Source organism: Plantactinospora sp. WMMB334, from assembly GCF_049179095.1.
Taxonomy (GTDB): Bacteria; Actinomycetota; Actinomycetes; order Mycobacteriales; family Micromonosporaceae; genus Plantactinospora.
The window spans coordinates 7,380,225-7,403,359 of record NZ_JBMHME010000002.1 but is presented as its reverse complement, the minus strand read 5'-3'; the positions used below and the strand labels follow the sequence as shown (position 1 = coordinate 7,403,359).

The window sequence follows — 23,135 nt, the reverse complement described above, 5'->3', positions numbered from 1 at the left end:
AAGTTTGACGTCAAGAGGCCGGCCTGTTCGGCGCGGAGATGAACCGATTAAACTCCCGGGGCAACGTTCCCCATCCCTGGCTGCCCGGGAGGACCCGGATGGACACCCCCGTCGCGCCACCATCCCGGCGCGTCACCATCATCGATGTCGCCCAGCATGCCCAGGTCTCCACGACCGCGGTCTCGAAGGTGCTGCGAAACGCGTACGGTGTGAGCCCGAGGATGCGCGACCGGGTACGGCAGTCGATCGCCGAACTCGGCTACCGCCCGCACGCCGCCGCGCGGGGCATGCGCGGCCAGACCTACACGATCGGCGTGATGCTGCCCAACATCCGCAACCCGTTCTTCGCCGAGATCCTCGACGGGCTCACCGGGCATCTCGCCGACACCGACTACCAGGTCCTGCTCGGGCCGGGCTGCAACGGCCGGGAGGCCGAGGCGAAGGTCACCCACGCCATGATCGACCGCAGCATGGACGGCCTGATCCTCATCGCGCCGATCTCGACGCGCGCCCACCTCGACCATGTCGCCGCGACCGTGCCCACCGTCGTCGTCGGCCGGCACGGTCGATCGCGCAGCTACGACAGCGTCGCCGACGACGACTTCACCGGGGCCGCGCTGGTCGTGGACCATCTCGTCGACCTCGGACACCGGCGGATCGCGCACATCGAGCACCACGAGACCGACCCGGACTGCCTCGCCGAGATGCCCAACGCCATCCGCGCCGCCGGATACCAGCAGGCGATGCGGGCCCGCGGCCTCGCCGACGAGATCGACATCGCCTCCACCAGCTACACCCAGGAAGGCGGCTACCTCGGCGCCCAGCACCTACTCGCCCGGCCGGTCCGGCCGACCGCCATCTTCGCCGGTGCGGACATCGTCGCCATGGGCGCTCTCGACGCCATCGCCGAGGCCGGCCTGCGGGTGCCCCAGGACATCTCCGTCGCCGGCTACGACAACACCACCTTTGCCTCATTCCGGCCCATCTCCCTCACCAGCGTCGACCAGGCCGATCACCAGATCGGTGCCAACGCCGCCCGCCTGCTGCTCGACCGGATCGCCGACCGGCAGCGACCCGCCGCACAGGTCAGGCTCTCCCCCACCCTCGTCGTCCGACACACCACCGCCCCGCCACCCGCGTCGTAGCGGCCGGCATCCGAACGCGCGGGTCGGGGTACGAGGTGTTGCCGGAAAGGCACGTCACCCGCTGCCGCCGTCCAAGGCGGTCGCCGCCGCACACCTCCGGTGCCACGTGCCCCCTGGGGACATCGCCGCCCCCTGGGGACATCGCCGGAGTCTGCCGGTCGGCGCTCAGCGGGTCGGCACCGCGGTGCTCGCCCGGACCGTGAGGGTGGTCGCCAGTTCGAGGCCGAGCTGCGCGGTCTTCTCCCCGCGGCCGAGCGCGAGCGCGAGCTCGGTGGCGGCCACCGCCATCTCCGTGAGCGGCTGGTGGACCGTGGTCAGCGCCGGCTCGACAAGCGCGGCGATGGGCAGGTCGTCGAAGCCGACCACGCTCAGGTCGGCCGGGATCCGCAGGCCCAGCTCGCGCGCCGCCCGATAGACACCGAGCGCCTGCAGGTCGTTGCCGGCGAAGATGGCCGTGGGACGGTCCGGACGGTCGAGCAGGCCCAGGGCGACCGTGTGACCACCCTCGGTGGTGAGATCGGCACGAGCGACGAGATCCGCGTCGACCGACAGGCCGGCGGCCTCCATCGCCGACCGGTAACCGTCCAACCTGGCCCGGCAGCACAGCACCCTGTCCGGGCCGGCGATGGTGGCGACACGGCGGTGACCCAGCTGGATCAGGTGGCGAGTCGCCGACCGGCCACCGGTCCAGTTCGTCGCCCCGACGAAGGGAACCCCGTCCGGCAGCTCGACCGTGGGATCGAAGACCACGAACGGGATGCCCCGGGCCCGCAACTGGTCACGTTGCTCGTCCGAGAGCTGGGCCACCGAGACGACGCAGTCCGGGCGGCGCGCGAGGGTGTCGTCGATCCAGTAGTGGATCGCGCTGCGTTCCGGCCCGAACTCGGTCAACATCACGCCGACCCGGTTCTGCCGAGCCACCCGTTCCACGCCCCGGATGATCTCGACTCCCCACATGTGCTCCAGTTGGTCGAAGACCAGCTCCATCACGTTGCTGCGGGTGGTGGGCGTCGGCCTGCGATAGCCGTACCGGGTGATCAGCGCCTCCACCCTGGCGCGCGTGTCGGCGGCCACGCCGGAGCGGCCGTTGATCACCTTCGACACCGTCGGGATCGAGACTCCCGCCGTCTCCGCGATATAGGAGATCGTCACCGGACGGGCCGGATCACCATGTGGGTTCTCCCGGCCGGCGACGACCTCGCCCGAGTCGGCGTGTGACACCTGGCTCCCTTCCCCGCCCAGCCGGCCACCTCCGTCGACAGGCACCGGCCGTCGCAGACCGGGCTGGACCGCCGGATCCGGGTATCGCCCCCGTCGCCAGGAGCAGGCCCACAGGAGCAGGCCCGGACGCACCTTCGGTCGCGATCCATCGACCAGTGGACAAGTGCGAAAGTTTCTCGATCGTTCTCGACACTTTCCGAACAAATGTTAGTGAAGGCCGGCGATTCCGTCAACGAAGCCGGTATCCGGCCGCCGCCATTGACGGTAATCAACGAAAGGCGTAGCGTCCGGACCGAAACTTTCGATTCCCGGGCCTCGAAAGTTGTCACGCCGGGGGAGCCGTGCAGTGCGTGCGGAGGAAGGGCAGCCTCCGCCAACTATCGATCCTGCGCCCGTCCAGGCAGGTATCCGGCGGGACCCCGCGACAGCGTCGCGCCCTCTCCAATCGACGGAGGCCCCATGTCTTCGCCCGCAGAGCTGCGCCGGCCGTTGACCGTCGCCGCGCTCGCCCTACTCACGCTCAGCCTCACCATGATCAACCCGCGACCCGCCGCGGCGCACGGATCGGCGATCGACCCGCCGTCGCGGCACTACGGCTGCGCCACCCGTTGGGTCGACTGGCTGGACCAGGCCATGAAAGTTCAGGAGCCGATGTGCTGGGAGGCCTACCAGGCGAATCCAGCCGCCATGTGGACCTGGAACGGCCTCATCCAGGACAACGTCAACGACAACCACCAGGCCCGGGTACCCGACGGACAACTGTGCGGCGGCGGCGATCCCACCTACGCAGCCCTGGACAACCCCGGCCCCTGGCGTGCCCAGAACGTGAACAACAGCTTCACCTGGACCATGCACGACCAGGCCCGGCACGGTGCCGCGTACATCCGCATCTACGTCACCAGGCAGGGATTCAATCCGCTCACCCAACGCCTGCGCTGGAGCGACCTGGAACTGGTAAAGGACACCGGCCCGTTCCCGGACACCGGATGGCCCACCAGACCGGGCGACCCGCTGCTCAACGGCGTCGACTACTCCTTCCCGGTCAACGCCCCCGGACGGTCCGGCCGGCACATCGTGTACGCCGTCTGGCGTGCCGGCCACGCCGACCAGAACTACTACATGTGCTCCGACGTACGCTTCCCCGGCGGCGCACCCGACCCGACCACCCCGCCGCCGACCACACGGCCGCCGACCACACCGCCCGGCGGCAACGCAGGGTGCTCGGCCACCTACGCCGTCACCAGCCAGTGGAGCGGCGGCTTCCAGGCCGAGGTGCGGGTGACCGCCGGCTCCGCCGCGATCAGCGGTTGGACGGTCACCATGCAGTTCCCGGACGGGCAGACGGTCGGCCAGTCGTGGAACGCCTCGCTCACCTCGAACGGGTCGACGGCGACCGCTCGCAACGTCGACTACAACGGCAGCCTGGGCGCCGGCGCCAGCACCAGCTTCGGCGTGCTCGGCTCATGGGCCAACACGAACCGGGCGCCCACGCTCGACTGCGCAACGACCAGATAACCCGACGGCGGTGAGCCGCCCCACCGATCGTGGAGCGGCTCACCGTGCCGCACCGACGCCCCTACAGCAAGGAAAAACCGATGAGCCTGCAGAGCATACGAAGCGGCCGCCTACGCGTCGGCGTGATCGCCGGCAGCGTGGCGGCGCTGTTGACGACCTGGATGACCGTTGCTGTGGACGCACAGGCCGCGGCCGGCTGCCGGGTGGCCTACGCGGTCTCGGCCCAATGGCCCGGCGGCTTCACCGCCAACGTCGGCGTGACCAATCTCGGCGACCCGATCAACGGCTGGAACCTCGCCTGGACCCTTCCGGCCGGGCAACAGGTCACCCAATCCTGGAACGCGACGGTCACCACCTCAGGCAGCCGGACCACCGCGGCGAACGTCAGCTACAACGCCGCCATCGCGACGAACGCAACCGTCTCGTTCGGCTTCAACGGTACGGCGACAGGCGGGAACACCGCACCGACGTCGTTCACGCTCAACGGTGTCCCGTGCACCGGCACCGTCGGCGGCAACCCCTCACCGACAGCCGGCGTCTCCCCCACCGCCTCGCCGTCGGCCCCGGCCACGCCTCCCCCGGCGGGCAACCCCATGGCGGCCGTGGCCGCGATGCAGCCCGGCTGGAACCTCGGCAACACCCTCGACGCCATCCCTGACGAAACCGCCTGGGGCAACCCCCTGACCACCCAGGCGATGCTGCGGCACGTGCGGTCGCAGGGCTACCACAGCATCCGACTCCCGATCACCTGGAGCAACCACCACGGAGCCGCGCCGACCTACACCATCGACCATGCCTGGCTCAACCGCGTCCGCCAGATCGTCGACTGGTCCCTCGCCGAGGGCCTCTACGTGATGATCAACCTGCATCACGACTCCTGGCAGTGGATCAACACGTACCCCACCGACCAGGCGGACGTGATGGACAGGTACCGGGCGTTGTGGACCCAGATAACCGCCGCGTTCCGGAACCATCCGCCGAAGCTGGTGTTCGAGAGCATCAACGAGCCGCAGTTCGCCGGCACCGCCGGTGACGACCAGAACTACCAGGTACTACGCGAACTCAACGCCGAATTCGTCCGCATCGTACGGGCGTCGGGCGGCAACAACACCACCCGGCTACTGGTCCTGCCGACCCTGCACACGAACGCCGACCAGGACCGGCTCGACGCGCTTGCCGCCGAGCTCGACCAGCTCCACGACCCCAACCTCGCCGCGACCGTCCACTTTTACGGGTTCTGGCCGTTCAGCGTCAACATCGCCGGCTTCACCCGCTACAACGCCGAGGTGGAGCAGGACCTCGTCGACACCTTCGACCGCGTCCACCACACCTTCGTCGCCCGCGGTGTCCCGGTCATCATCGGCGAGTGGGCCCTGCTCAACTGGGACCACAACCGGCCCGGCGTCATCGAACGCGGCGAGTTCCTCAAATTCCTCGAAGCCGTCGGCCACCACGCCCGGATCAGACGCCTCACCACGATGGTGTGGGACGCCGGCCAGTTCCTCGACCGCGACGAGTTGCGCTGGCGCGACCAGGGCGTGTACGACATGTTCAGGACCAGTTGGACCACCCGCTCCGGCACCGCCTCCTCCGACCAGGTGTACGTGCCCCGTACCGGACCGATCACCAGCACGTCTTTGACGCTCAACCTCAACGGCGCCTCCTTCCGGGGCCTGTGGCAGGGCGGCACCAACCTGGTCGACGGCGCCGACTACACCGTCTCCGGCAACATCCTCACCCTCACCGCGACCGCCCTCACCCGGCTGGTCGGCAACCGCGCCCACGGCGTCAACTCGACCATCGAGGCCCGGTTCTCGCAGGGCGTGCCATGGCAGATCCACATCATCACCTACGACCCCCCTACCCAGGCCGCTGCCACCGGCACCACCGGCTCGTTCGCCATTCCCACCCAGTTCCGCGGCGACCAGCTCGCCACCATGGAGGCCAGGTACGCCGACGGAACCCCCGCCGGCCCCGCCGGCTGGACCCCGTTCAAGGAGTTCTGGCAGCACTTCCAACCCGACTACAACGCCAACACCGTCATCCTCAAGCCCGAGTTCTTCGCCGAGGTGAACGACGGCACCGTCACCCTCATTTTCCACTTCTGGAGCGGTACCCAGATCACCTACCGCATCACCAGGTCCGGCAGCACAGTGACCGGCGCCGCGTGACCGGGAAGGAGGTGCCGCGGCCCACCGGGTGGCGGCACCTCCCTGCGCGTACTCGCCTCGGTGGCGTCCGCGCGTCACGCGTGCCGGGGTATCCAGACGCGCATCGTGGACGGACCACGGTTGGCCCAGGCGTGGTATGCGACAAGGGGCACCGCATCGAACTCCGCGTCCGGCGCGGGCGTGCACTCGGCCGGGTCGGTCCGGTACGGCCAGGTGTGGTCCTGCGGGTGCACCCGGTGACAGCGCACGGTGACCCGGCCGTCCGTGAGTCGGGGCGGCTCGCTGGTGTCGACGCGGAGTTCGTCGACCGTCTCGACGCCCGGGACGTCCACCGACTCGAGGGCGAAGACCACCGGGCCCCGCTCGACCGCCACGCAGCCGCGGACCCCGTCGATGCGCGGGTCCGGGTAGGTGAACCGGGGTGCCATCGGCAGGCACAGCACCACCTCGTCGCCCGGCCGCCACGCCCGCCGCTCGGTGACGACGCCCGGGGTGACCTGCCGGGTCTCTCCGTCGACGGTGAGGGTCGCCCCCTCCGCCGCCCAGCCGGGCACCCGCAGTGACAGCGCCCACGGCTGGTCATCGTCATCGTCGCCGTCGATCCGTACCCGGATCTCGCCGTCGCGCGGGTAGTCGGTCGCTATCGTCACGCACAGCTGCCGACCGTCGGCGCGGCGGTGCCGGACCGTGCCGGGGGCGTACTGGTGCAGTTGCAGGCCGTCGTCGTCGGCCGTCGCCAGATACGCGGTCAGGCTGGCCAGGGTACGGGCGATGTTTGTCGGACAGCAGGAGACCTCGAACCACGGCGCGCGCAGCGAGGCCGCCGCGCGCGGGCTGGGCCGGTCGGCGTCGGGCTGGGTGCCGAGCTCGCGGCGGTGCAGCGTGTTGGTGTAGAAGAAGCCGCGCCCGTCGGTGGCCGGAGAGGTCGAGACCACGTTGAAGAGCGTCCGCTCTATGAGGTCGGCACAGCGGGGGTCACCGTCGGCGAGCAGCAGCCGCCAGGCGAGCATGACCGAGCCGACGCCGGCGCAGGTCTCGGAGTACGCCCGGTCCGGCGGCAGCACCCAGTCGCCGCCGAACGCCTCGTCCTGATGGCGTGCACCCTGCCCGCCGGTGACATAGGTGCGCCGCGCGACCGCGTTCGTCCACTGCGCGCGGACCGCGTCCAGCAGGCCGGCGTCCTTCAACTCGACCGCGACGTCGACGGCGCCGGCGGCGAGGTAGTTGGCGCGTACCGCGTGTCCGCGCAGGACCGTCGCCTGCCGGACCGGGGTGTCGTCCTGGTAGTACTCCCGACCGTACTCCACGTCGCTGAGCAGGCCGTGGCCGCGCCGGTCGACGAAGAGTGCTGCCTGTGCGAGGTAGCGGTGGTTTTCGGTGACCCGGGCGAGTTCCACAAGCGCGGTCTCGATGCCTGGATGCCCGCAGATGCCTTCGATGCCGTCCGGTCCGAACGTGTCGCAGATGTTGTCGGCGGCGCGGCGGGCGAGTTCGAGTAGCCCGTCGTCGGCGCCGGGCCGGGTGCGGGCGCGCGCCACGGCGGCGTGCAGCAGATGGCCGACGCAGTAGATCTCGTGGCCCCACTCCAGGTCGGACCAGCGCGGTGCCTGCCCCGGCCGGCCGAACCGGGTGTTGAGGTAGCCGTCAACCTCCTGCGCCGCGGCGACCCGGGCCACGACGGCCCGAAACCGTGACTCGAGTTGCTCGTCGTCGCTGCGGCCGATCTCCCACGCGAGCGCTTCGAGGTACTTGTAGACCTCGGAGTCGGAGAATTCGCGGCCACGGCGCTCGGCCGCGAGGTCGCCGGCGCCCGCGGCGAGGTCGAAGTTGCGGATCCAGCCCTCGCGCTCCAGCCAGTGTTCGATGTGCGCGAGGCTCGCGTCGGCGTTGACCGATTGCCGCCCGGCCCAGAACCCGCCCGTGATCCGGACGTCGCCGAGCCCGAGCGGCCGAAGCCGGCCACGGACCGGGAGGACAGGTGCGGCAGCGGGTGCGGTGGCTTTCATGCTCAGCCCTTCAGCGCGCCGGACATGAAGCCGCGCACGTAGTGTCGTTGAAGTAGGAGGAACAGGACGATGCACGGCAGGGCGAGGATCACGACGCCCGCTTCGGTCGCTCCGTAGTCGACGACGCCCTGCACCTGGCCGCGCAGGTTGGACACCGCGAGCGGAAGCGTCATGCGCTCCGAGTCGTTGATGAGGATCAGCGGCGCCATGAAGTCGTTCCACGCGGCGAGAAACGAGAACAGCCCGACAGTGACCAGGCCCGGCTTCACCGCTGGCAGTAGCACCCGCCACAGCACGCCCCACGCCGAGCAGCCGTCGACCGTCGCCGCCTCGTCGAGCTCGCGGGGCACCGCCTCGAACGAGATGCGCATCAGGAAGGTGGAGAACGGCAGCTGGAACATCGTGAGCACGAGCGCGACGCCGACCAGCGAGTTCGCCAGGCCCACCGTGTTGAGCAGCACATAGAGCGGGATCAGCAGGGTCGCGTACGGGACCATCAGGATCGCGAGCGTGAGCAGGAACAGGAAGTTCCGGCCCGGGAAGCGGAACCGCGCGAACGCGAACCCGCCGAGCAGCGAGATCGCCAGCGTCAGGACCACGCAGAGCAGCGAGACGAACGCCGAGTTGAACAGGTACCGCCAGATGCCGGCCTGGTAGTCGGCGAGTGTCTCGTAGTTGCCGAAGCCCCAGCCGTCGATCTGGTTGGTGCCGGCCTGCGGGGAGACCGAGGCGACCGCGGTCCAGACGAGCGGGGCCAGGAAGATCAGCCCAACCGCGCCCGTGAACACCCAGTACGGCATCCGCAGCGCGATCCCGGCCACGGTGGCCCGCCTCGGCCGGTGCCGATGGCCGCCGGGGGCTCGACCGGCGGTCCGCACCGTGCGGCTGGCTGCCCCGGCTTCCGGTGATACGACGGTCATCGCGTCAACTCTCCTCGGACCGGAACGCGCGCAGTTGCGCCGCGTTGATGAGGATCAGGGCAAGCAGCACGATGACGGAGATGGCCGCCGCGACCCCGAGGTCGTTCTGGCCCTGGAACGCCACCGAGTAGATGAGCTGGACCACGGTGATCGTGCTGTTGTCCGGGCCGCCCTTGGTGAGGATGTAGAACTGCTCGAAGGCCAGCAGCGAGCCTGTCACGCACAGCACCGTCGTCAGCGCCAGCGTGGGGCGCAGCAGAGGCAGTGTGACCGTCCGGAAGATCTGCCACCGACTGGCACCGTCTATGCGGGCGGCCTCATAGACCTGCGCCGGAATACCTTGCAGGCCGACAAGCATGAGCACCATGTAGAAGCCCGCGAATCGCCACACGATCAGGAACGTCGTGGAGAGCAGGGCTCCGTTCGACGAGCCGAGGAACGTGAACCCCCAGCTGTCCATCAGCGGCTTCAGCGGGCTCGCGAACGGCGAGTACAACACGTAGAACAGCAGCGAGGCCGACGCCAGCCCCAGCGCGCTGGGGATCAGGAACGAGGCCCGGAGCAGGTTGTTCCAGCGGCTCGACTCCTGCACCAGCAGGGCCAACCCCAACCCCAGGACCAGCAGCAGTACGGTCGCCAGCACCGTGTACTTGACGGTGAAGACCACGGAGTCGGTGAAGAAGCGGTGGTTGACCGCCTTTTCGAAGTTGTCCGGAGCGTTGAGACCCTGATCGCCGGTGAGCAGCGGCCACCTCGACACGGACATCCTCACCACGAGCCCCAGCGGCAGCACGAAAAGTGCCACCACGAACACCGCTGTCGGTGTCGCGTAGAGCCAGCCGAGCAGGGCAGGCCGGCCACGGGGTCGCACGCGGCCCCGCCGCCCCGCGTGCGACGTCCGCGTCGATGCGTTCATGCTCATGGAGACCTCTCGTTCGGCGGGCTGTCGGCCGGGTGGGTGGGTCGCTCGGGTACGGCGTGCGCCGGGCATCCGGCACACGCCCACCACTACACCTACTGTCGGAGCACCGCGGTGATCTCGCCGTTGTCCTTCTGCAGGTCGCCGTTGCCGTTGAGCACCTGGTTGCGCACCAGCGTCAGCCACGGGCTGTTCGGCGCGTTGAATGCCTGCTGGAAGTTCAACGCGACCGGGGTGTCGCCCTTGCCGGCCACCTCGTTGATGGTGACCAGGCGCGGATCGGTGGCGGCGTACCTGTTGGTGGCGAGATCGGCACGCGCGACCACGTCCTTGTTCTTCGCCAGCACCTCGACCTGGGCGTCCTCGGACATCATCCAGCTCAGAAAGCTCCATGCCTGAGCCGCCTTCTTCGAGTCCTTCGAGACGCCGATACCGTCGCCACCGACGAACGTGGAGGCGCCGCCGGAGGGGCCGGGAATGCCGGCCACACCGGCGTCGAACGGGGTGGAGGAGAGCAGGGTGGCCGGGTAGAGCATCAGGCCGACCTTGCCCTCGGTGAAGCCCGCGGTCCAGGTCGGGCCGGTTTCGGCCGCCGAGGACGGCAGCACCGCGCCGGACCTCCACAGGTCCGCCCAGGTGCTGTAGACCTGGTTGGCGATGTCGCCGGCGAGTTCGGACGACGTGCCATCCTCGCTGAGCACCTCGCCACCGCTGGCCCAGATCGAGGGAAACCAGGTGAAGACGAGGCAGCCGCCGCAGTTCAGTCCGGTCGCCGTGCCGTAGACACCGGGCTGCCCCAGCGCCTGGATCCTCTTGGCCGCGTCGGCGTACTCCGCGAGGCTCGCGGGAGCCTTCTCCGGGTCCAGCCCGGCGTCCCTGAAGAGTTGCTTGTTCCAGAACAGCATCGAGAGGTCCAGGACGAAGGGCAGTACGTGCGGCCTGCCGTCGAGCGTGCCGGCAGACAGGTGTCCCTTGTTGATCTGGTCCTTGAACGCCAGATTGTTGATGTTGGAGCTGATGTCCTGGAACAGGCCCTGGCTCACCCAGTTCGGCACGTAGACGATGTCCGCGGCGAACAGGTCCGGCAGGCCGCCCGAACCGGCCGCCGCACCCACCTTCGCCACGTAGTCGTCGTTGGGCACCACGGTCAGCTTGACCTTGTTCTGGTGACCGGCGTTGTATGCCTCGACGAGAAGCTTCGCCTGCTTCTCCAGCGGCGCACGGGTCCACATGGTGAGCTCGCTGCCGTCGTCGACGCCGTTGGGCCCGGCCTGGGCGGCATCCGTACCGCCCTCGTCATCGCCGCAGCCCGCCGCGGCCAGCACGAGCGTCGCCGCGAGAGCACCGGCCAACGACCGCAGGACGGTCCGCCTTCCCATCATGGTCTTCATCGTTGCCTTCCTCGGTCTTGAGTTGATCTTGGGGTGTCTTCTCCTGCGGAGGCGGGATTTACCACCGCTGCGCGAACCCGATCCGCGCCGACGAGGCGAAGTCGGAGCGCCCCGCAGCCGACCGCGGTGCCGCAACGGTGTGGCGCGGCCCGGCGGCCAGCGGGCAGCACCCGGCCGGCGCGGCGAGGTCGGGTCGGGGCTTCCGGACCACGCCGGCGACCGGCAGCCGTGGCGGCGGCTCGTGCGGCCCGACGAGGTCGATCCGCCGGCTCCATCGAAATCCCACGACGGTCCCATCCGCAGCTGAGTCGTCCCCGAAAACCTTTTCGGGGATTGTGGTCCCCTGTTTCGGCTCTGTCAATACTTGATTTCCTCTGCCTCGGAGGCGACCACTGGCCAGCATGGTTCGGCGCTGACGACATGCCGAAGAGGATCCCGAAGCCCTGAAAAGATTTCGGCCGTGCGGTCCGCCGCGGTCGCAGCGGTAGAACGCGTGCCGATCACGAGGTGGTCCCACACGTCCGGCGCCCGGAGATCCAGCACGCCACAGGCAACTCGGGCACATCGGGTCCGCCGGGCGCACCTCGCGCGGTTGCCGAAAACTTTTCGACCGAGACAGCCTCTGCCTCCTTGAGGCAGCTGCGCGGACATCGAAACTCACTGTTGACAGCCTCGTAACGTCGTGGCACTATTCCCGAAAAGGTTTTCTGGCCGGGGAGATGAGCGCCTATTGACACATCGAGCAGTAGCCGCTCCACCAGCGCCTGTCCCCGCCCCACACACGAGGCGGCGACATGGCATCGATGAGTGCCACCTGCGGCGTCCGGTGACAGAGCCGTGTCGACGGCGCGGTGGCGCCGCGACGGGTTCCACACCCGACGGCGCGCGCGGTGCCTGCCGGGCGTGGACCCGGATGTGCGCCACGGGTTCAGGCCCGGACCGCGGTCGACGGCCTACCGGCCGGGCGCCGGACGAGGCACCGCGCATCATCCACCCTCGGCGCGGTCGTTCGGACGTCGTGTAGGTCTGACAACCGCCTGATGGAAAGTCCGTCCACCGGTCACTGAGCGGTCGGAGCGCGCCGGCGCGCCGACCTGTCATCCGCCGAAATCCACTGGCGTGATCCAAGGCTCTTCCAGGGTCCGACGCGTGAAAGATGGTCGTGTTGCGCCCTGTCCAGCGCCGACGGCGACGACGAGGATCCGGGCACATGCTCGATGGTCTTCGTCCGCCGCCACCCCCACCGCTGAAGGAGGCGACGACGTGCTGTTCACGCGTCGAAAAGAAAGCGCACATCCCAGGACGCGCATCACCTCGGTCACATTGGCCGGGCGGGGAGTTCTGGTCCTCCCGCTGGCCGTCGCGGTCACGGCATCTCTTACGCTGGCGACCCCGACGGCGCCAGCGGCCGCAGCCACCTTGAACCTGGCGTCGAGTTCCTTCAACGTTCAGGTGGAGAGCAGCACGGGCGGCGTCTACCAGCTGTCCAACCCGTCTGATCCGTACCGGACGAACTACGTCATCAATCCGACGTCACGCCCAGCGTTCAACGTCAACGACTCCCGGTGGCTGGGAGATATGGTGTTCAGCGTCAGAAGGGGCGCCGCCACGACATCGACCTCGATGAACACCGCGTTGTCCGACGACACCAGGACAGTCACGAGCGGCGCCAACAGCATCACGGTGGCCTACTCCGGCGCCGCAGCGCATGCCAACGGCATCAACGGTTTCAGCCTCACCGAGGCTTACTCGCTGGGCGGCGCCTCGAACAACCAGCTGAATTGGACGATGAAGCTCAGGAACACATCTGCCGGCCCGATCGAGTTCCGGGACATCGGTCTTCCACTCCTGATGGACGGGTACTGGAGGAGCAACAACCAGACCGCGATCTACGAGCAGAACGTCGGCCGGCACTCATTCGTCGCCGACGACGGCTCATATATCTACTGGCAGCGCCCGAACGGCATCGGCCCGTATCTGGTGATGACCCCGCAGGACGGGACGTCACTGGAGTTCAAGGACAAGGCCCGCACCGGCGAGGGCCCGTTCGGCGAGTCCGACCCGGCCTGGGAGGGTCTGGTGGAGTACTACATCCATTCCAAGGACGTTTCCGTGGCCCGTGCGACGAAGTCGGCCGCATACCTGCCGGCCACGTCGCTGACCCTCGCCGCCGGCGCGGAGAAGACCTACGGCTTCACCTTCCAGTGGGCCTCCAGCTACGCGGAGCTGCAGAACGTGCTGTACAACGCCGGAGTGGTCGACGCCATCTCGCTGCCCGGTATGGTCGTTCCCACCGACACCAGGGCGACACTGGCCGTGCGGGCCAGGGCCGGCATCACCGGCGTCGTGGGACAGGCCGGCAGGAACATCACCGTGACCTCGCGGGGTACGTCGAACGGGTATTCCATCTATGAAATCAGCATGCCGACCCTGGGCACCAACAACGTAACCGTCAACTACGGAGCCGGCCGACAGTCGGTTGTCCAATACTACGCGATTCAGCCCATCGAGACGCTGATCGCGTCACGCAGCAACTTCATCACCACGAAACAGCAGGCGAGAACCACCCGGGGTTACAACGGAGCGTTCCTGCAATGGAGCATGAGCACCCACAAGCTGATTACCTGGGACGACTACCCGGGTGGCGGATGGAAGGAGTGGATGGCCGGGGGTTCGGACGACCTGGGCCTGGCACCTGCGGCGTTCATCTCGGAGAAGAACACCACCGCACCGATACAGAGCCAGATTTCGTCGGTCGACTACTACATCACCAATTTTCTCCACCGCTACCTGCAGTCCAGGACCGCGAACGGTCAACGAACCTACGAGGTCTATCGCTGGTACGACGGCCAGGACGGCACACCCAGGGATCAGGGCGTGTGGCGCGTCTACAACTACGTGCACATCGCCAACACCTACTACAATATGTACCGGATCGCCAAGTCCTACCCGACCATGCAGACCGCCTTCACCGCAGCACAGTACATCGACATGAGCTTCCGGACCCTCGATGCGATGTTCACCAGGATTCCACCGAACAACCCGCTCGGCGACGCCGCGAACACCCTCGGCCTGATGGGCGAGTCGACGTACCCGGACATCCTGGCCGCGCTACGGAGTGAGGGTCGGACCGGCGATGCGACCCGGCTGGAGGGTCTGATCAGGGCCAAACGCGACCGGATGTTCGCGCAGGCGTACCCGTTCGCGTCGGAGATGAGCATCGATACGACCGGTTTCGAGACCACGTACACGCTGGCGAAGATGTACGGCAACACCGCAATGGCCAACAAGGCGATGTCGGCGTCGATGGCCAGCCGCGGACTACAGCCGTTGTGGTACTTCTACGGCTCGGACAACCGGCACATGGGTGAGTCGTGGTGGAACCTGGGCTACGAAACCCAGCTGGGTGCCTGGCAGCAGCAGGACTACATGCTCACCTACGGTGGCACCAGCGGCGCGGAGTTCAGCCAGGTGATGCGGGTGACGAGCGGAGCGTACGTCGCCGGCTGGGCAAACATCAACTCCGGCCAGATCAGCTCGAACTCAGCCGACATCGGTGCCGCCTCCTGGCAGTACCAGAGCGAGAAGGGCACCACCGAATACAGCCACATTCCCCACCTCAACGGCTGGTGGGCCTGGTCGGGCGAGGCGGACCTCGGCTTCTGGGGCGGCCTTCGGGCGGCATCGGTCAATGTCGTCGACGACGCCGTCGTCGGCCTGTATGGCTACGGCGGCGACGTCACGTTGGCCAACGGCTCCTACACCATCACGCCGAAGGATGGGATCCGTACCCGCTTCGCCATGTACAACAGGAACAAGTTCGCCGTGGAGATCCAGAAGGCGCGGTACACCCGGGCGGTGGTCGCAGACTCGCTCACCGACATCCGGATCACGCTGCAGAACGTGACCGCCAGTGCGTACTCCCCGCGGATCACACTGCGCAACCTGCCGGCCGGCACCTACCAGGTGTCGGTACCCGGCGCCGCAACCAGGCAGATCACCAGCAACGGCGGTGTGGTCACCTTCGACGTGGCCACCCTCACCGGTTCAGGACAGGTGTTGAGCGTCGTGAAGATCTAGCGTTCCGCGCCGGAGACTCGCCTGTCGAGTCGGGGGAGTGATTCGGGAGTCTCTTCGGCGGCCGGGCCGACCGCGCGGTCGGCCCGGCTCCGCCAGAGCTCGGTGCGGAGCAGCGCGGCGAGCCGGTCCAGGCCCTGTTCCAGTTGGGCCGGGGTCACCGCGCTCACCGACAGTCGCAGTGCCCGCACCGGCACGCCGCCGTCGTAGAAGTGGTGCATCGGCGTCCACAACACGCCGTGCCGTCGCGCCGAGCGCTCAAGCAGCGCGTCGTCGGCCGGCACCGGCAGGGTGACCACCACGAAGAACCCGCCGGCCGGCGCCGTCCACGAGATCCACCGGCCGACCGGGTCGTCGGGTGGGAACCGGGCCGCCAGCCCGTCCAGCGCCTGCCGCAGGTTGCGCCGGTACGCCGCGATCTCCCGTTCGTTGGCCCGGACCAGGCTGCCGCCGTACTCCAGCAGTCGACCGCCGACCACGGCCTGGGCGATCGGCGAGGTGTTCACGGTGACCATGCTCTTGATCTTCGCCAGCTCGTCGGCGAACCAGCCCACCGTGCCGTCCGGCGCGCCCACCCGCTGGTCGGCGACGACGTAGCCGACCCGGGCACCGGGCAGCGCGGTCTTGGCGAACGTGCCGAGATACACCACCCGGCGGTCCCCGTCGAGCGCCTTGAGCGTCGGCGGCCGGTCCCCCGGCGCGAGCTGGAACAGCCCGTACGGGTTGTCCTCCAGCAGCAGGATCTCCTCGGCGGCGGCCACCGCGAGCAGCTCCCGCCGGGTGGGCACGTCGAGACTGGCGCCGGACGGGTTGGCGAAGTCCGGCATCACGTAGCAGGCCCGGGGCCGGCGACCGGCCGCGCGCGCCCGGCGGATCTGCGTCACCAGGTCGTCGAGGTCGATGCCGGCCGGGCCGCTCGCCACCGGCAGCACCGGAAGGTCCACCAGGCGGGCGGCCCCGGTCAGCCCGACGTACGTCGGTGCGACGGCGAACAGCACGTCGCGCGGGTCCGCGCGCAGCGCCCGCAGGACGAGGTACATCGCCTCCTGGCAGCCGACCGTCACCACGATCGCCTCGGGGTCGACCGTGATCTTCTCCTCGACGGCGAGGTGCTCGGCCACCAGGTGGTGCACGATCCCCTTGGTCCGGCCGTACTGCAGCAGGGTCCGGCGCACCTGGTCCGGCGGGTGACCGAGGTCCTCGGCGAGGTGCCGGCAGAACCGGTCGAGATAGCGGTGCACGGCCTCCACCTCGAAGAACTCCTCGTACGGCCGGCCGGCGGCCAGCGAGATCGCGTCCGGGTATCGGCCGGCCACCTCGTTGAGGAAGTTCATCGAGGTCAGCGCGGGGTCGACCAGCGCGCCGTGCAGCTCGTCGAGGCGCAGGTCCACGGTGGGCGGTACCTCGGGCATGGCGGTCCCTCAATCCACGGTGACGGTCCGCAGGTCACGTGCGGCCGCCGGGTCGGCGCAACCGGCGAGGGTGAGCGCGTCGCGCAGCTCGGCGCCGAGCAGTGACAGCGCCGCGGCGGCCCCCGGCCCGCCGCCGACGGCCAATGCCCAGAGCAGTGGCCGGCCGACCAGCACGGCCGACGCGCCGAGCGCCAGCGCCCGCAGCACGTCCGTACCGCTGCGGATGCCGCTGTCCAGCAGGATCTCGCAGCGTCCGGCCACGGCGTCCACCACCGGCGGCAGCGCCACGATGCTCGGCGGTGCCGCGTCGAACTGCCGCCCGCCGTGGTTGGAGACCACCACCGCGTCGGCGCCGGCCTCGACCGCGCGCACCGCGTCGCGCGGGTCGAGGATGCCCTTGACGACCAGCGGCAGCCGGGTGCGTGCCCGCAGCCAGGCCACGTCCCGCCAGGCCAGGCCGGGGGCGAAGGCGGCCCGGGTGTGCGCGGCGACCGCCGATGTCCCGGCCAGCACGGTGTGCGCCCGGTCCGTCGGACCGGCGCGCAGGTTGGCCGCGACGACGTCGGTCGGCAGCGCGAACGAGTTGCGCAGGTCGCGCAGCCGCCGGCCGAGGATCGGCACGTCGGCGGTGAGCACCACGGCGGTGCAGCCGGCCGCCTCCGCCCGGTCCAGCAACCCGGCGACCAGATCGCGGTCGCGCAGCCAGTAGAGCTGGAACCAGACGGTCGCGCCGGTCGCCGTGATCTCCTCGATCGGGCGGCTGCTGAGCGTGCTCGCCGCGTAGGACACGCCGGCCCGCGCCGCCGCCCGGGCCAGCGCCGGCTCGCCGTCGGGGTGCGCCAGATGCTGGTACGCCATCGGCGCCACCGCCACCGGCAGGTCGCTGGGCCGGCCCAGCACGGGGGCCCGGGTGCTGACCTGCGCCACCCCGGCCAGCACCCGGGGTACGACCGACAGCCGGTCGAGCGCGGCCCGGTTGCCGTTCAGCGTCGTCTCGGCACCGCTCCCGCCGGCCAGGAAGTCCCACACGTCGCCGGGCAGCCGCGCCCGGGCCAACTCCTCCAGGTCCGCCAGGCAGGCGATGCGCGACCGCGGGTCCGGCCCGGTGCGGGCGGCCGGTACCGGGACGGCCCGGACGGGCCCGGTGTCAGCGGCCACGGCCCGCTTCCGCCCGTCCGGCGTCGCCGACGGCCAACCGGCCGCCCAGGAAACGCGCCGCCTGCGCCAACGCCCGCCGCCCGTCGTCGAAGAGACCGGACATCGCGAAGAATCCGTGCACCATGCCGTCGTACCGGGTGGTCTCGGTCGGCACGCCGGCCTGCCGCAGCCGGTCGGCGTACGCCTCGCCCTCGTCCCGCAGCGGGTCGTACTCCGCGGTGATCACCAGGGCCGGCGGCAGGCCGGTGAGGTCCGGTGCGAGCAGTGGGGAGGCCAGCGGATCGGTCCCGTCGCGGGGGTCCGCCAGGTAGTGATTCCAGTACCAGGCGACCGAGGTGGCGTTGAACAGCCACGGGTCGTCGCTCTCGCGCATGGAGGGGGTCCGCGCCCCGTGGTGGGTGTTCGGGTAGACCAGCAGTTGCGCGGCGAGCGGGGGGCCGCCCTCGGCGCGGGCCAGCAGTGTCACCGCGGCGGCGAGGTTGCCGCCGGCGCTGTCACCGCCGACGGCCAGCCGCGTCGGGTCGACGCCCCACTGCGCGCCGTGTGCCGCGATCCACCGCACCGCCGCGTAGCAGTCGTGCACCGCGGCCGGGAAGCGGTGCTCCGGGGCGAGTCGGTAGCCCACGGTGACCACCGTGCAGGGCACCGTGTTGGCCAGCCGCCGGCAGATGCCGTCGGCCGTGTCGATGCTGCCCAGCGTCCAGCCTCCGCCGAAGAAGTAGACCAGGACGGGTTGACCCTCGGCCGGCCCGGGCCGGTACACCCGCACCGGCACCGTTCCCTCCGGGCCGCCGGCGGGGGCGGCGGAGCGGGGCGGGCGGTCGAGCGGCCCGGCCTCCCCACCGGCCCGGGGACCGGGCAGGTGGCGGTCGACCACCTCGTAGACCGGTTCGACGTCGCCGCCGCCGGCCCGGATGCTGGCCAGGTCCGCGGCGCGGGCGTCGGCCAGCGACCGGGTGTAGAGCTGCGGCACGGCGTCCACCTGCCGGCGTGCCCGGTAGGCGGCGACCTGCGGATCGAGGGGCATCAGCGATTGTCCCTTCTGGACCACGGAGAACGGGACCACGCGAGGCGCCCGGATGCCACGCGGCACCCGGATGCCACGCGGCGCCGGTGCCTCACGGGGCACCGGAGACAGCCGCCGGGCGCGGCAGCCGCTCGATCAGCAGCCGACCGATCGCCGCCCGCAACTGCTCCCGGCTGGGCTGCACGGCCCGGTCCAGTGCCTCCGCGTACGGCAGTACCGCGCCGTCCGGCCGGGTCACCCGCGCGGGCGGCGCCAGCAGCGGCTGCCGCTCCAGCACGCTCGCGATGATCTCCGCCGCCATCCCGCAGGAACGGTTGGAGTCGTCGAAGACCACCAACCGGCCGGTCCGCGCCACCGAGGCCGAGAGCCCGGCCCAGTCGAACGGATGGAGCGTACGCGGATCGAAGACCTCGACCGACACCTCGCCGGCCAGCTCCTCGGCGACCGCCAGCGCGTCGTGCACCAGGTGACCCACGGCCACCACCGTCACGTCGGTGCCCGGCCGGGCGACCGCGCCCACGCCGAGCGGCACCGGCGCGAGGTGCGCGTGGTCCACGTCGGCCCGGACGCCCAGCGCGCCGGCCGGGGCGAAGAACACCACCGGATCGTCGTCGTGGATCGCCGCCCGGAGCAGCCCGTACGCGTCCCCGGGCGTCGCCGGCGCCACGGTCTTGAGGCCGACGTGCGCGAAGAGGCTGTACGGGTGGTCGGAGTGCTGCCCCGCCCAGCCGCTGCGCGACCCGGAGCCGGTCACCACGTAGGTGACCGGTACCCGGCACTGCCCGCCGGTCATCAGGCTGAACTTGTGCGCCTGGTTGGCGATCTGTTCGAAGGTCAGGAAGAGCAGCGACGGGATCTGGAACTCGATCACCGGTCGCATCCCGGCCAGCGCGGCCCCGGTGGCGAAGCTGGTGAACGCCTGCTCCGACAGGGGCGTGTCGAGCACCCGGTCCGGACCGAACCGGTCGAGCAGCCCGGCGGTCAGGTGGGAGGCGGCGACCCGGACGTCCTCGCCCAGCACGAAGACCGACCCGTCGGCCGCCAACTCGTCGGCGAGCGCCCGGTTGAGCGCCTTCAGGTAGGACAGCCGGGGCATTCAGGGACCTCCCGGTCGGGGGCGCAGGCCGCTGGCGTACAGGTGGTCGAGGGCGTCCGCCGGGTCCGGCTCGGGACCGGCGAGGGCGTACCCGACCGCGGCGTCGAGCACCCGCTCCACCTCGGCGTCGACGGTGTCCCGCCCGGCCGCGTCGATCCGGTCGCCCTGGATGGCGACCGGATCGCGGGCGCGGCCGGCCGCCTCCTCCTCGGGTGGCCGGTACCGCAGCCGGACCCGGTACTCGAAGGTGTGGTGCACGTCGAACCGGTACGTGCGGCACTCCAGCAGGGTCGGCCCGTCGCCGGCGCGGGCCCGCGCCACCGCGGCCCGGGCGGCCCGGTGCACCGCCTCCGCGTCCTGCCCGTCGACCACCTCGGCCGGGATGCCGAACGCCTCGGCCCGGCCGGTGATGGTGCCGGCGACCGCGCCGGCCACCGGCATGGTGGTGGCGTAGCCGTTGTTCTCGCAGACGAAGACCACCGGCACCCGCCAGAGCGCGGCCAGGTTCAGCGCCTCCAGCAGCATGCCCTCGTTGACCGCGCCGTCGCCGAAGAAGGTGACGCCGACCTGGTCGCCGCCGCTGCGGCGCAGCGCCCAGACCGCGCCGGTGACGATCGCGGCGGCCGCGCCGACGATGGCGTTGGCGCCGTAGACGCCGACGCGGAAGTCGGCGGCGTGCATCGAGCCGCCCCGGCCCCGGTTGAGGCCGGTGGTGCGGCCGCACAACTCGGCCAGGACGGCGGCCGGGTCCGCCCCCTTGGCCAGCACGTGCCCGTGGCCCCGGTGCGTGCCGGTGACGATGTCGTCGGGGCGCAGGGCGGCGCACACCCCGGCCGCGACCGCCTCCTGCCCCAGGTACGGGTGGATGCCGCCGACGATGTGGCCGGCGCGGACCAGGTCGATGGCCCGCTCCTCGAAGCGGCGGATCAGCCGTACCGTGCGGTAGAGGTCGGTCGCGGATGGCATGGCGTCCCCTACCGGCTCTCGTCCCAGATCACCGGGCAGTACGTCGGGTCGGCGTAGTCCGGCCGGCCGTCGGGCGTACGGCGGACCAGCACGTCGTGGTTGTAGCTGGCCAGCCCCCCACCGGCCAGCGGGTACGGCCGCCAGCCGTTCTCGCCGTCCTGCAGGTGCAGCGAGACCGCCCGGCGCGGCCGGTCGCTGACGTTGGCCCCGCTGCCGTGGTACGTGCGGCAGTGGTGGAAGCTCATGTGCCCCTTGGGAATGACCATCGGGACCCTGCGCACCTCGGCCCCGTTGAAGGCCGCGTTCTCGGCCAGCAGCGTCTCCAACTGGTCGCGGTCACGCTCGGCGAAGTGCCGCACGGTGCTGTCGTCGGCACCGGTCTCCCGCCAGCGGTGGCTGCCGTCGACCATGGTGATGGTGCCCAACTCCTCGTCGCAGTCGTGCAACGGGATGAACGCGGTGAGCATCCGCTCCGACGTGGAGGTGGCCCAGTAGTGCTTGTCGAAGTGCCACGGCACGATGTTGGTGGGCTCGTCCGCCACCGGCGGCTTGAGGATGAGCGTCGACTGGAACACCCGGATCGCGCCGGCCTCGGCGAGTCGGGCCGCGACCGCCCCGATCAGGGGCTTGGTCAGGATCCGGGCGAGGGTGTCGTGCTCGTGGTGGACGTAGTCGTTGTGCCGCTGCACCGGGCCGTGCTCCGGCTCCCAGTACGCCAGCTTCGGCGGCCGCACCGGCAGCCGGCGGTGCCGCTCGCCGCCGTAGTACCGCTCGCTGGCAGCGAGCAGCTCGTCGACCTCGTCGTCGGTGAGCAGCTTCTTCGACAGGTACCAGCCGTGTTCGGCGTAGTGGCGCACGTCGTCGTCGGAGGGGAGCAGCGCCCGCTCCGCGTCGGTCAACGGCCCGGCCGTGGTCCCGGCCGGCCCGGTGGTGGTGGCCGGTCCTTCCGTGGAGATGCTCATCCCGGCACTCCGCTTCGCTCCGGCGTCGCGCCGCTGGCCGCGAGCGCGGCCAGTTCCCGCTCCTTGGCCTCGTAGAGCGCCCTGACGTTGCCGCTGCCGAAGGTGCTCGCCCCGCGCCGCTCGATCAGCTCCAGGAAGAGCGTGCGCCGTACGTGCATCGACTCGGTGAAGATCTGCAGGAGCTGTCCGCCGTGGTCGCGGTCGACCAGGATGCCGAGATCGCGCAGCCGCTCCACCGGGTCGCCGATGGGGCCGACCCGCTCCTCCAGCCGCTCGTAGTAGCCGACCGGGGTCCGGCCGAAGCCGACGCCCCGGGCGGAGAGGTCGGTGACGGAGCGCACGATGTCGTCGGTGAGCAGCCCGAGGTGCTGCACGCCGCTGCCGTCGTGCCAGCGCAGGAAGTCCGACACCTGCCCCGGCCGCCGGGTCGGGTCGGGCTCGATCAGCACCAGCGTCACCTGCCCCGACGGGCTCTGCACCACCTCGGAGTTCATCCCCTGCCCGGCCACCTCGACGTACTCCGCGAAGATCTTGTGGAACCCGAAGACGTCCTCGTAGCGGCGTACCGTCTCGGCGAGCTGGCCCGACGGGACGCAGACGGCCAGGTGGTCGATCCGCCGGAACAGCTTCCCGGCCCCGGCGCCGTCACCGGCGCCCTCCCGGGCGGCGTGCGCCGGACTCGTCCGGATCGCCCCCGGCAGGAACTCCGCACCGTCTCCGCGCCGCTCCACCAGGCGGTGTACGACGTCGCCGAAGCCGCCGACCAGGGCGGTACGTACCACGGCCTCCCCCTCGGCGTAGCTGACCGGCGGGGTCAGCGCCGCCGCACCCCGGGCGACCAGTTCGGTGTACGCGGCGACGACGTCGTCGACGGCCAGCGCCACGACGGCGATCCCGTCGCCGTGCCGGTGGACGTAGTCCGCCGCCGGATGTCCGGGACCCAGCCCGGATGTCAGCAGCACACGGACCTCGCCGTGTCGCAGCAGCAGCGAACGCTGCCCGTCCAGACCGGTCTCCGGGCCGCCGTGCCCGCACTCTTCGAAACCGATCGCCGTGCTGAAGTAGTACGCGGCCTGCCGGGCGTCGCCCACGTACATCTCGACGTGGTCGATGCCGAGAATCTCCATCCTGCGGTCCTTCCTCTGGTGG

At 70.4% G+C, this 23,135-nt stretch carries 17 protein-coding genes; 4 read left to right on the top strand and 13 right to left on the bottom strand.

The genetic code is table 11. The annotated features are described in order from the left end of the window. Window positions 1–98 precede the first annotated feature (98 nt). On the top strand, window positions 99–1,145 hold the full coding sequence (locus tag ACN27G_RS32165) for a LacI family DNA-binding transcriptional regulator (RefSeq protein ID WP_421496420.1): 1,047 nt from the start codon (window positions 99–101) through the stop codon (window positions 1,143–1,145). Window positions 1,146–1,310: 165 nt separating this feature from the next. On the opposite strand, the gene ACN27G_RS32160 is transcribed toward ACN27G_RS32165, so the two are convergent. Next, a complete protein-coding gene (locus ACN27G_RS32160; RefSeq protein ID WP_421496419.1) occupies window positions 1,311–2,366 on the bottom strand; it encodes a LacI family DNA-binding transcriptional regulator in 1,056 nt (351 codons plus the stop codon). Window positions 2,367–2,825: 459 nt separating this feature from the next. On the opposite strand from ACN27G_RS32160, the gene ACN27G_RS32155 reads away from it, so the two are divergent. Both ACN27G_RS32155 and ACN27G_RS32150 read left to right on the top strand, forming a co-directional pair. After that, window positions 2,826–3,881 carry a lytic polysaccharide monooxygenase auxiliary activity family 9 protein gene (locus tag ACN27G_RS32155; RefSeq protein WP_421496418.1) on the top strand — a complete coding sequence of 352 codons (1,056 nt, stop codon included), beginning with the start codon at window positions 2,826–2,828 and terminating at the stop codon, window positions 3,879–3,881. 80 nt (window positions 3,882–3,961) lie between these two features. Further along, complete coding sequence (locus ACN27G_RS32150; protein ID WP_421496417.1) at window positions 3,962–6,052, top strand: cellulase family glycosylhydrolase; 2,091 nt, start codon at window positions 3,962–3,964, stop codon at window positions 6,050–6,052. A gap of 74 nt (window positions 6,053–6,126) precedes the next feature. On the opposite strand, the gene ACN27G_RS32145 is transcribed toward ACN27G_RS32150, so the two are convergent. The 5 genes from ACN27G_RS32145 to ACN27G_RS32125 all read right to left on the bottom strand — a co-directional run bounded on the left by ACN27G_RS32145 (window position 6,127) and on the right by ACN27G_RS32125 (window position 11,574). Continuing rightward, window positions 6,127–8,058 (bottom strand): glycoside hydrolase family 127 protein, encoded by a 1,932-nt coding sequence (locus ACN27G_RS32145; RefSeq protein ID WP_421496416.1) that lies wholly within the window; start codon window positions 8,056–8,058, stop codon window positions 6,127–6,129. Between the two features lie 2 nt (window positions 8,059–8,060). Then, window positions 8,061–8,978, bottom strand: coding sequence for a carbohydrate ABC transporter permease (locus ACN27G_RS32140; RefSeq protein WP_421496415.1), 918 nt, complete (start codon window positions 8,976–8,978; stop codon window positions 8,061–8,063). Between the two features lie 4 nt (window positions 8,979–8,982). Beyond that, a complete protein-coding gene (locus ACN27G_RS32135; protein ID WP_421496414.1) occupies window positions 8,983–9,900 on the bottom strand; it encodes a carbohydrate ABC transporter permease in 918 nt (305 codons plus the stop codon). Window positions 9,901–9,992: 92 nt separating this feature from the next. Continuing rightward, window positions 9,993–11,288 (bottom strand): ABC transporter substrate-binding protein, encoded by a 1,296-nt coding sequence (locus ACN27G_RS32130; protein WP_421496413.1) that lies wholly within the window; start codon window positions 11,286–11,288, stop codon window positions 9,993–9,995. Between the two features lie 58 nt (window positions 11,289–11,346). Then, window positions 11,347–11,574 carry a hypothetical protein gene (locus ACN27G_RS32125; RefSeq protein ID WP_421496412.1) on the bottom strand — a complete coding sequence of 76 codons (228 nt, stop codon included), beginning with the start codon at window positions 11,572–11,574 and terminating at the stop codon, window positions 11,347–11,349. Window positions 11,575–12,551: 977 nt separating this feature from the next. On the opposite strand from ACN27G_RS32125, the gene ACN27G_RS32120 reads away from it, so the two are divergent. After that, window positions 12,552–15,368, top strand: a complete 2,817-nt coding sequence (locus ACN27G_RS32120) for a DUF5695 domain-containing protein (protein ID WP_421496411.1) — start codon at window positions 12,552–12,554, stop codon at window positions 15,366–15,368. Here ACN27G_RS32120 and ACN27G_RS32115 read toward each other — a convergent pair. The 7 genes from ACN27G_RS32115 to hppD all read right to left on the bottom strand — a co-directional run bounded on the left by ACN27G_RS32115 (window position 15,365) and on the right by hppD (window position 23,113). Then, window positions 15,365–16,777 carry a PLP-dependent aminotransferase family protein gene (locus tag ACN27G_RS32115; protein ID WP_421496410.1) on the bottom strand — a complete coding sequence of 471 codons (1,413 nt, stop codon included), beginning with the start codon at window positions 16,775–16,777 and terminating at the stop codon, window positions 15,365–15,367. The two genes, ACN27G_RS32120 and ACN27G_RS32115, sit on opposite strands and share 4 nt — an antisense overlap. A gap of 9 nt (window positions 16,778–16,786) precedes the next feature. Further along, window positions 16,787–17,860 carry an alpha-hydroxy acid oxidase gene (locus ACN27G_RS32110; protein WP_421497539.1) on the bottom strand — a complete coding sequence of 358 codons (1,074 nt, stop codon included), beginning with the start codon at window positions 17,858–17,860 and terminating at the stop codon, window positions 16,787–16,789. Window positions 17,861–17,924: 64 nt separating this feature from the next. Beyond that, window positions 17,925–18,962, bottom strand: coding sequence for an alpha/beta hydrolase (locus tag ACN27G_RS32105; protein ID WP_421496409.1), 1,038 nt, complete (start codon window positions 18,960–18,962; stop codon window positions 17,925–17,927). A gap of 91 nt (window positions 18,963–19,053) precedes the next feature. Continuing rightward, window positions 19,054–20,058: an alpha-ketoacid dehydrogenase subunit beta gene (locus ACN27G_RS32100; RefSeq protein WP_421496408.1), complete on the bottom strand. Its 1,005-nt coding sequence runs from the start codon at window positions 20,056–20,058 to the stop codon at window positions 19,054–19,056. Next, complete coding sequence (locus ACN27G_RS32095) at window positions 20,059–21,024, bottom strand: thiamine pyrophosphate-dependent dehydrogenase E1 component subunit alpha (RefSeq protein ID WP_421496407.1); 966 nt, start codon at window positions 21,022–21,024, stop codon at window positions 20,059–20,061. It abuts the gene before it with no gap. Window positions 21,025–21,032: 8 nt separating this feature from the next. Then, window positions 21,033–21,986, bottom strand: a complete 954-nt coding sequence (locus ACN27G_RS32090; protein WP_421496406.1) for a phytanoyl-CoA dioxygenase family protein — start codon at window positions 21,984–21,986, stop codon at window positions 21,033–21,035. Beyond that, window positions 21,983–23,113: a 4-hydroxyphenylpyruvate dioxygenase gene (hppD, locus tag ACN27G_RS32085; RefSeq protein ID WP_421496405.1), complete on the bottom strand. Its 1,131-nt coding sequence runs from the start codon at window positions 23,111–23,113 to the stop codon at window positions 21,983–21,985. The genes ACN27G_RS32090 and hppD overlap by 4 nt, the downstream gene beginning before the upstream one ends. Window positions 23,114–23,135 lie beyond the last annotated feature (22 nt).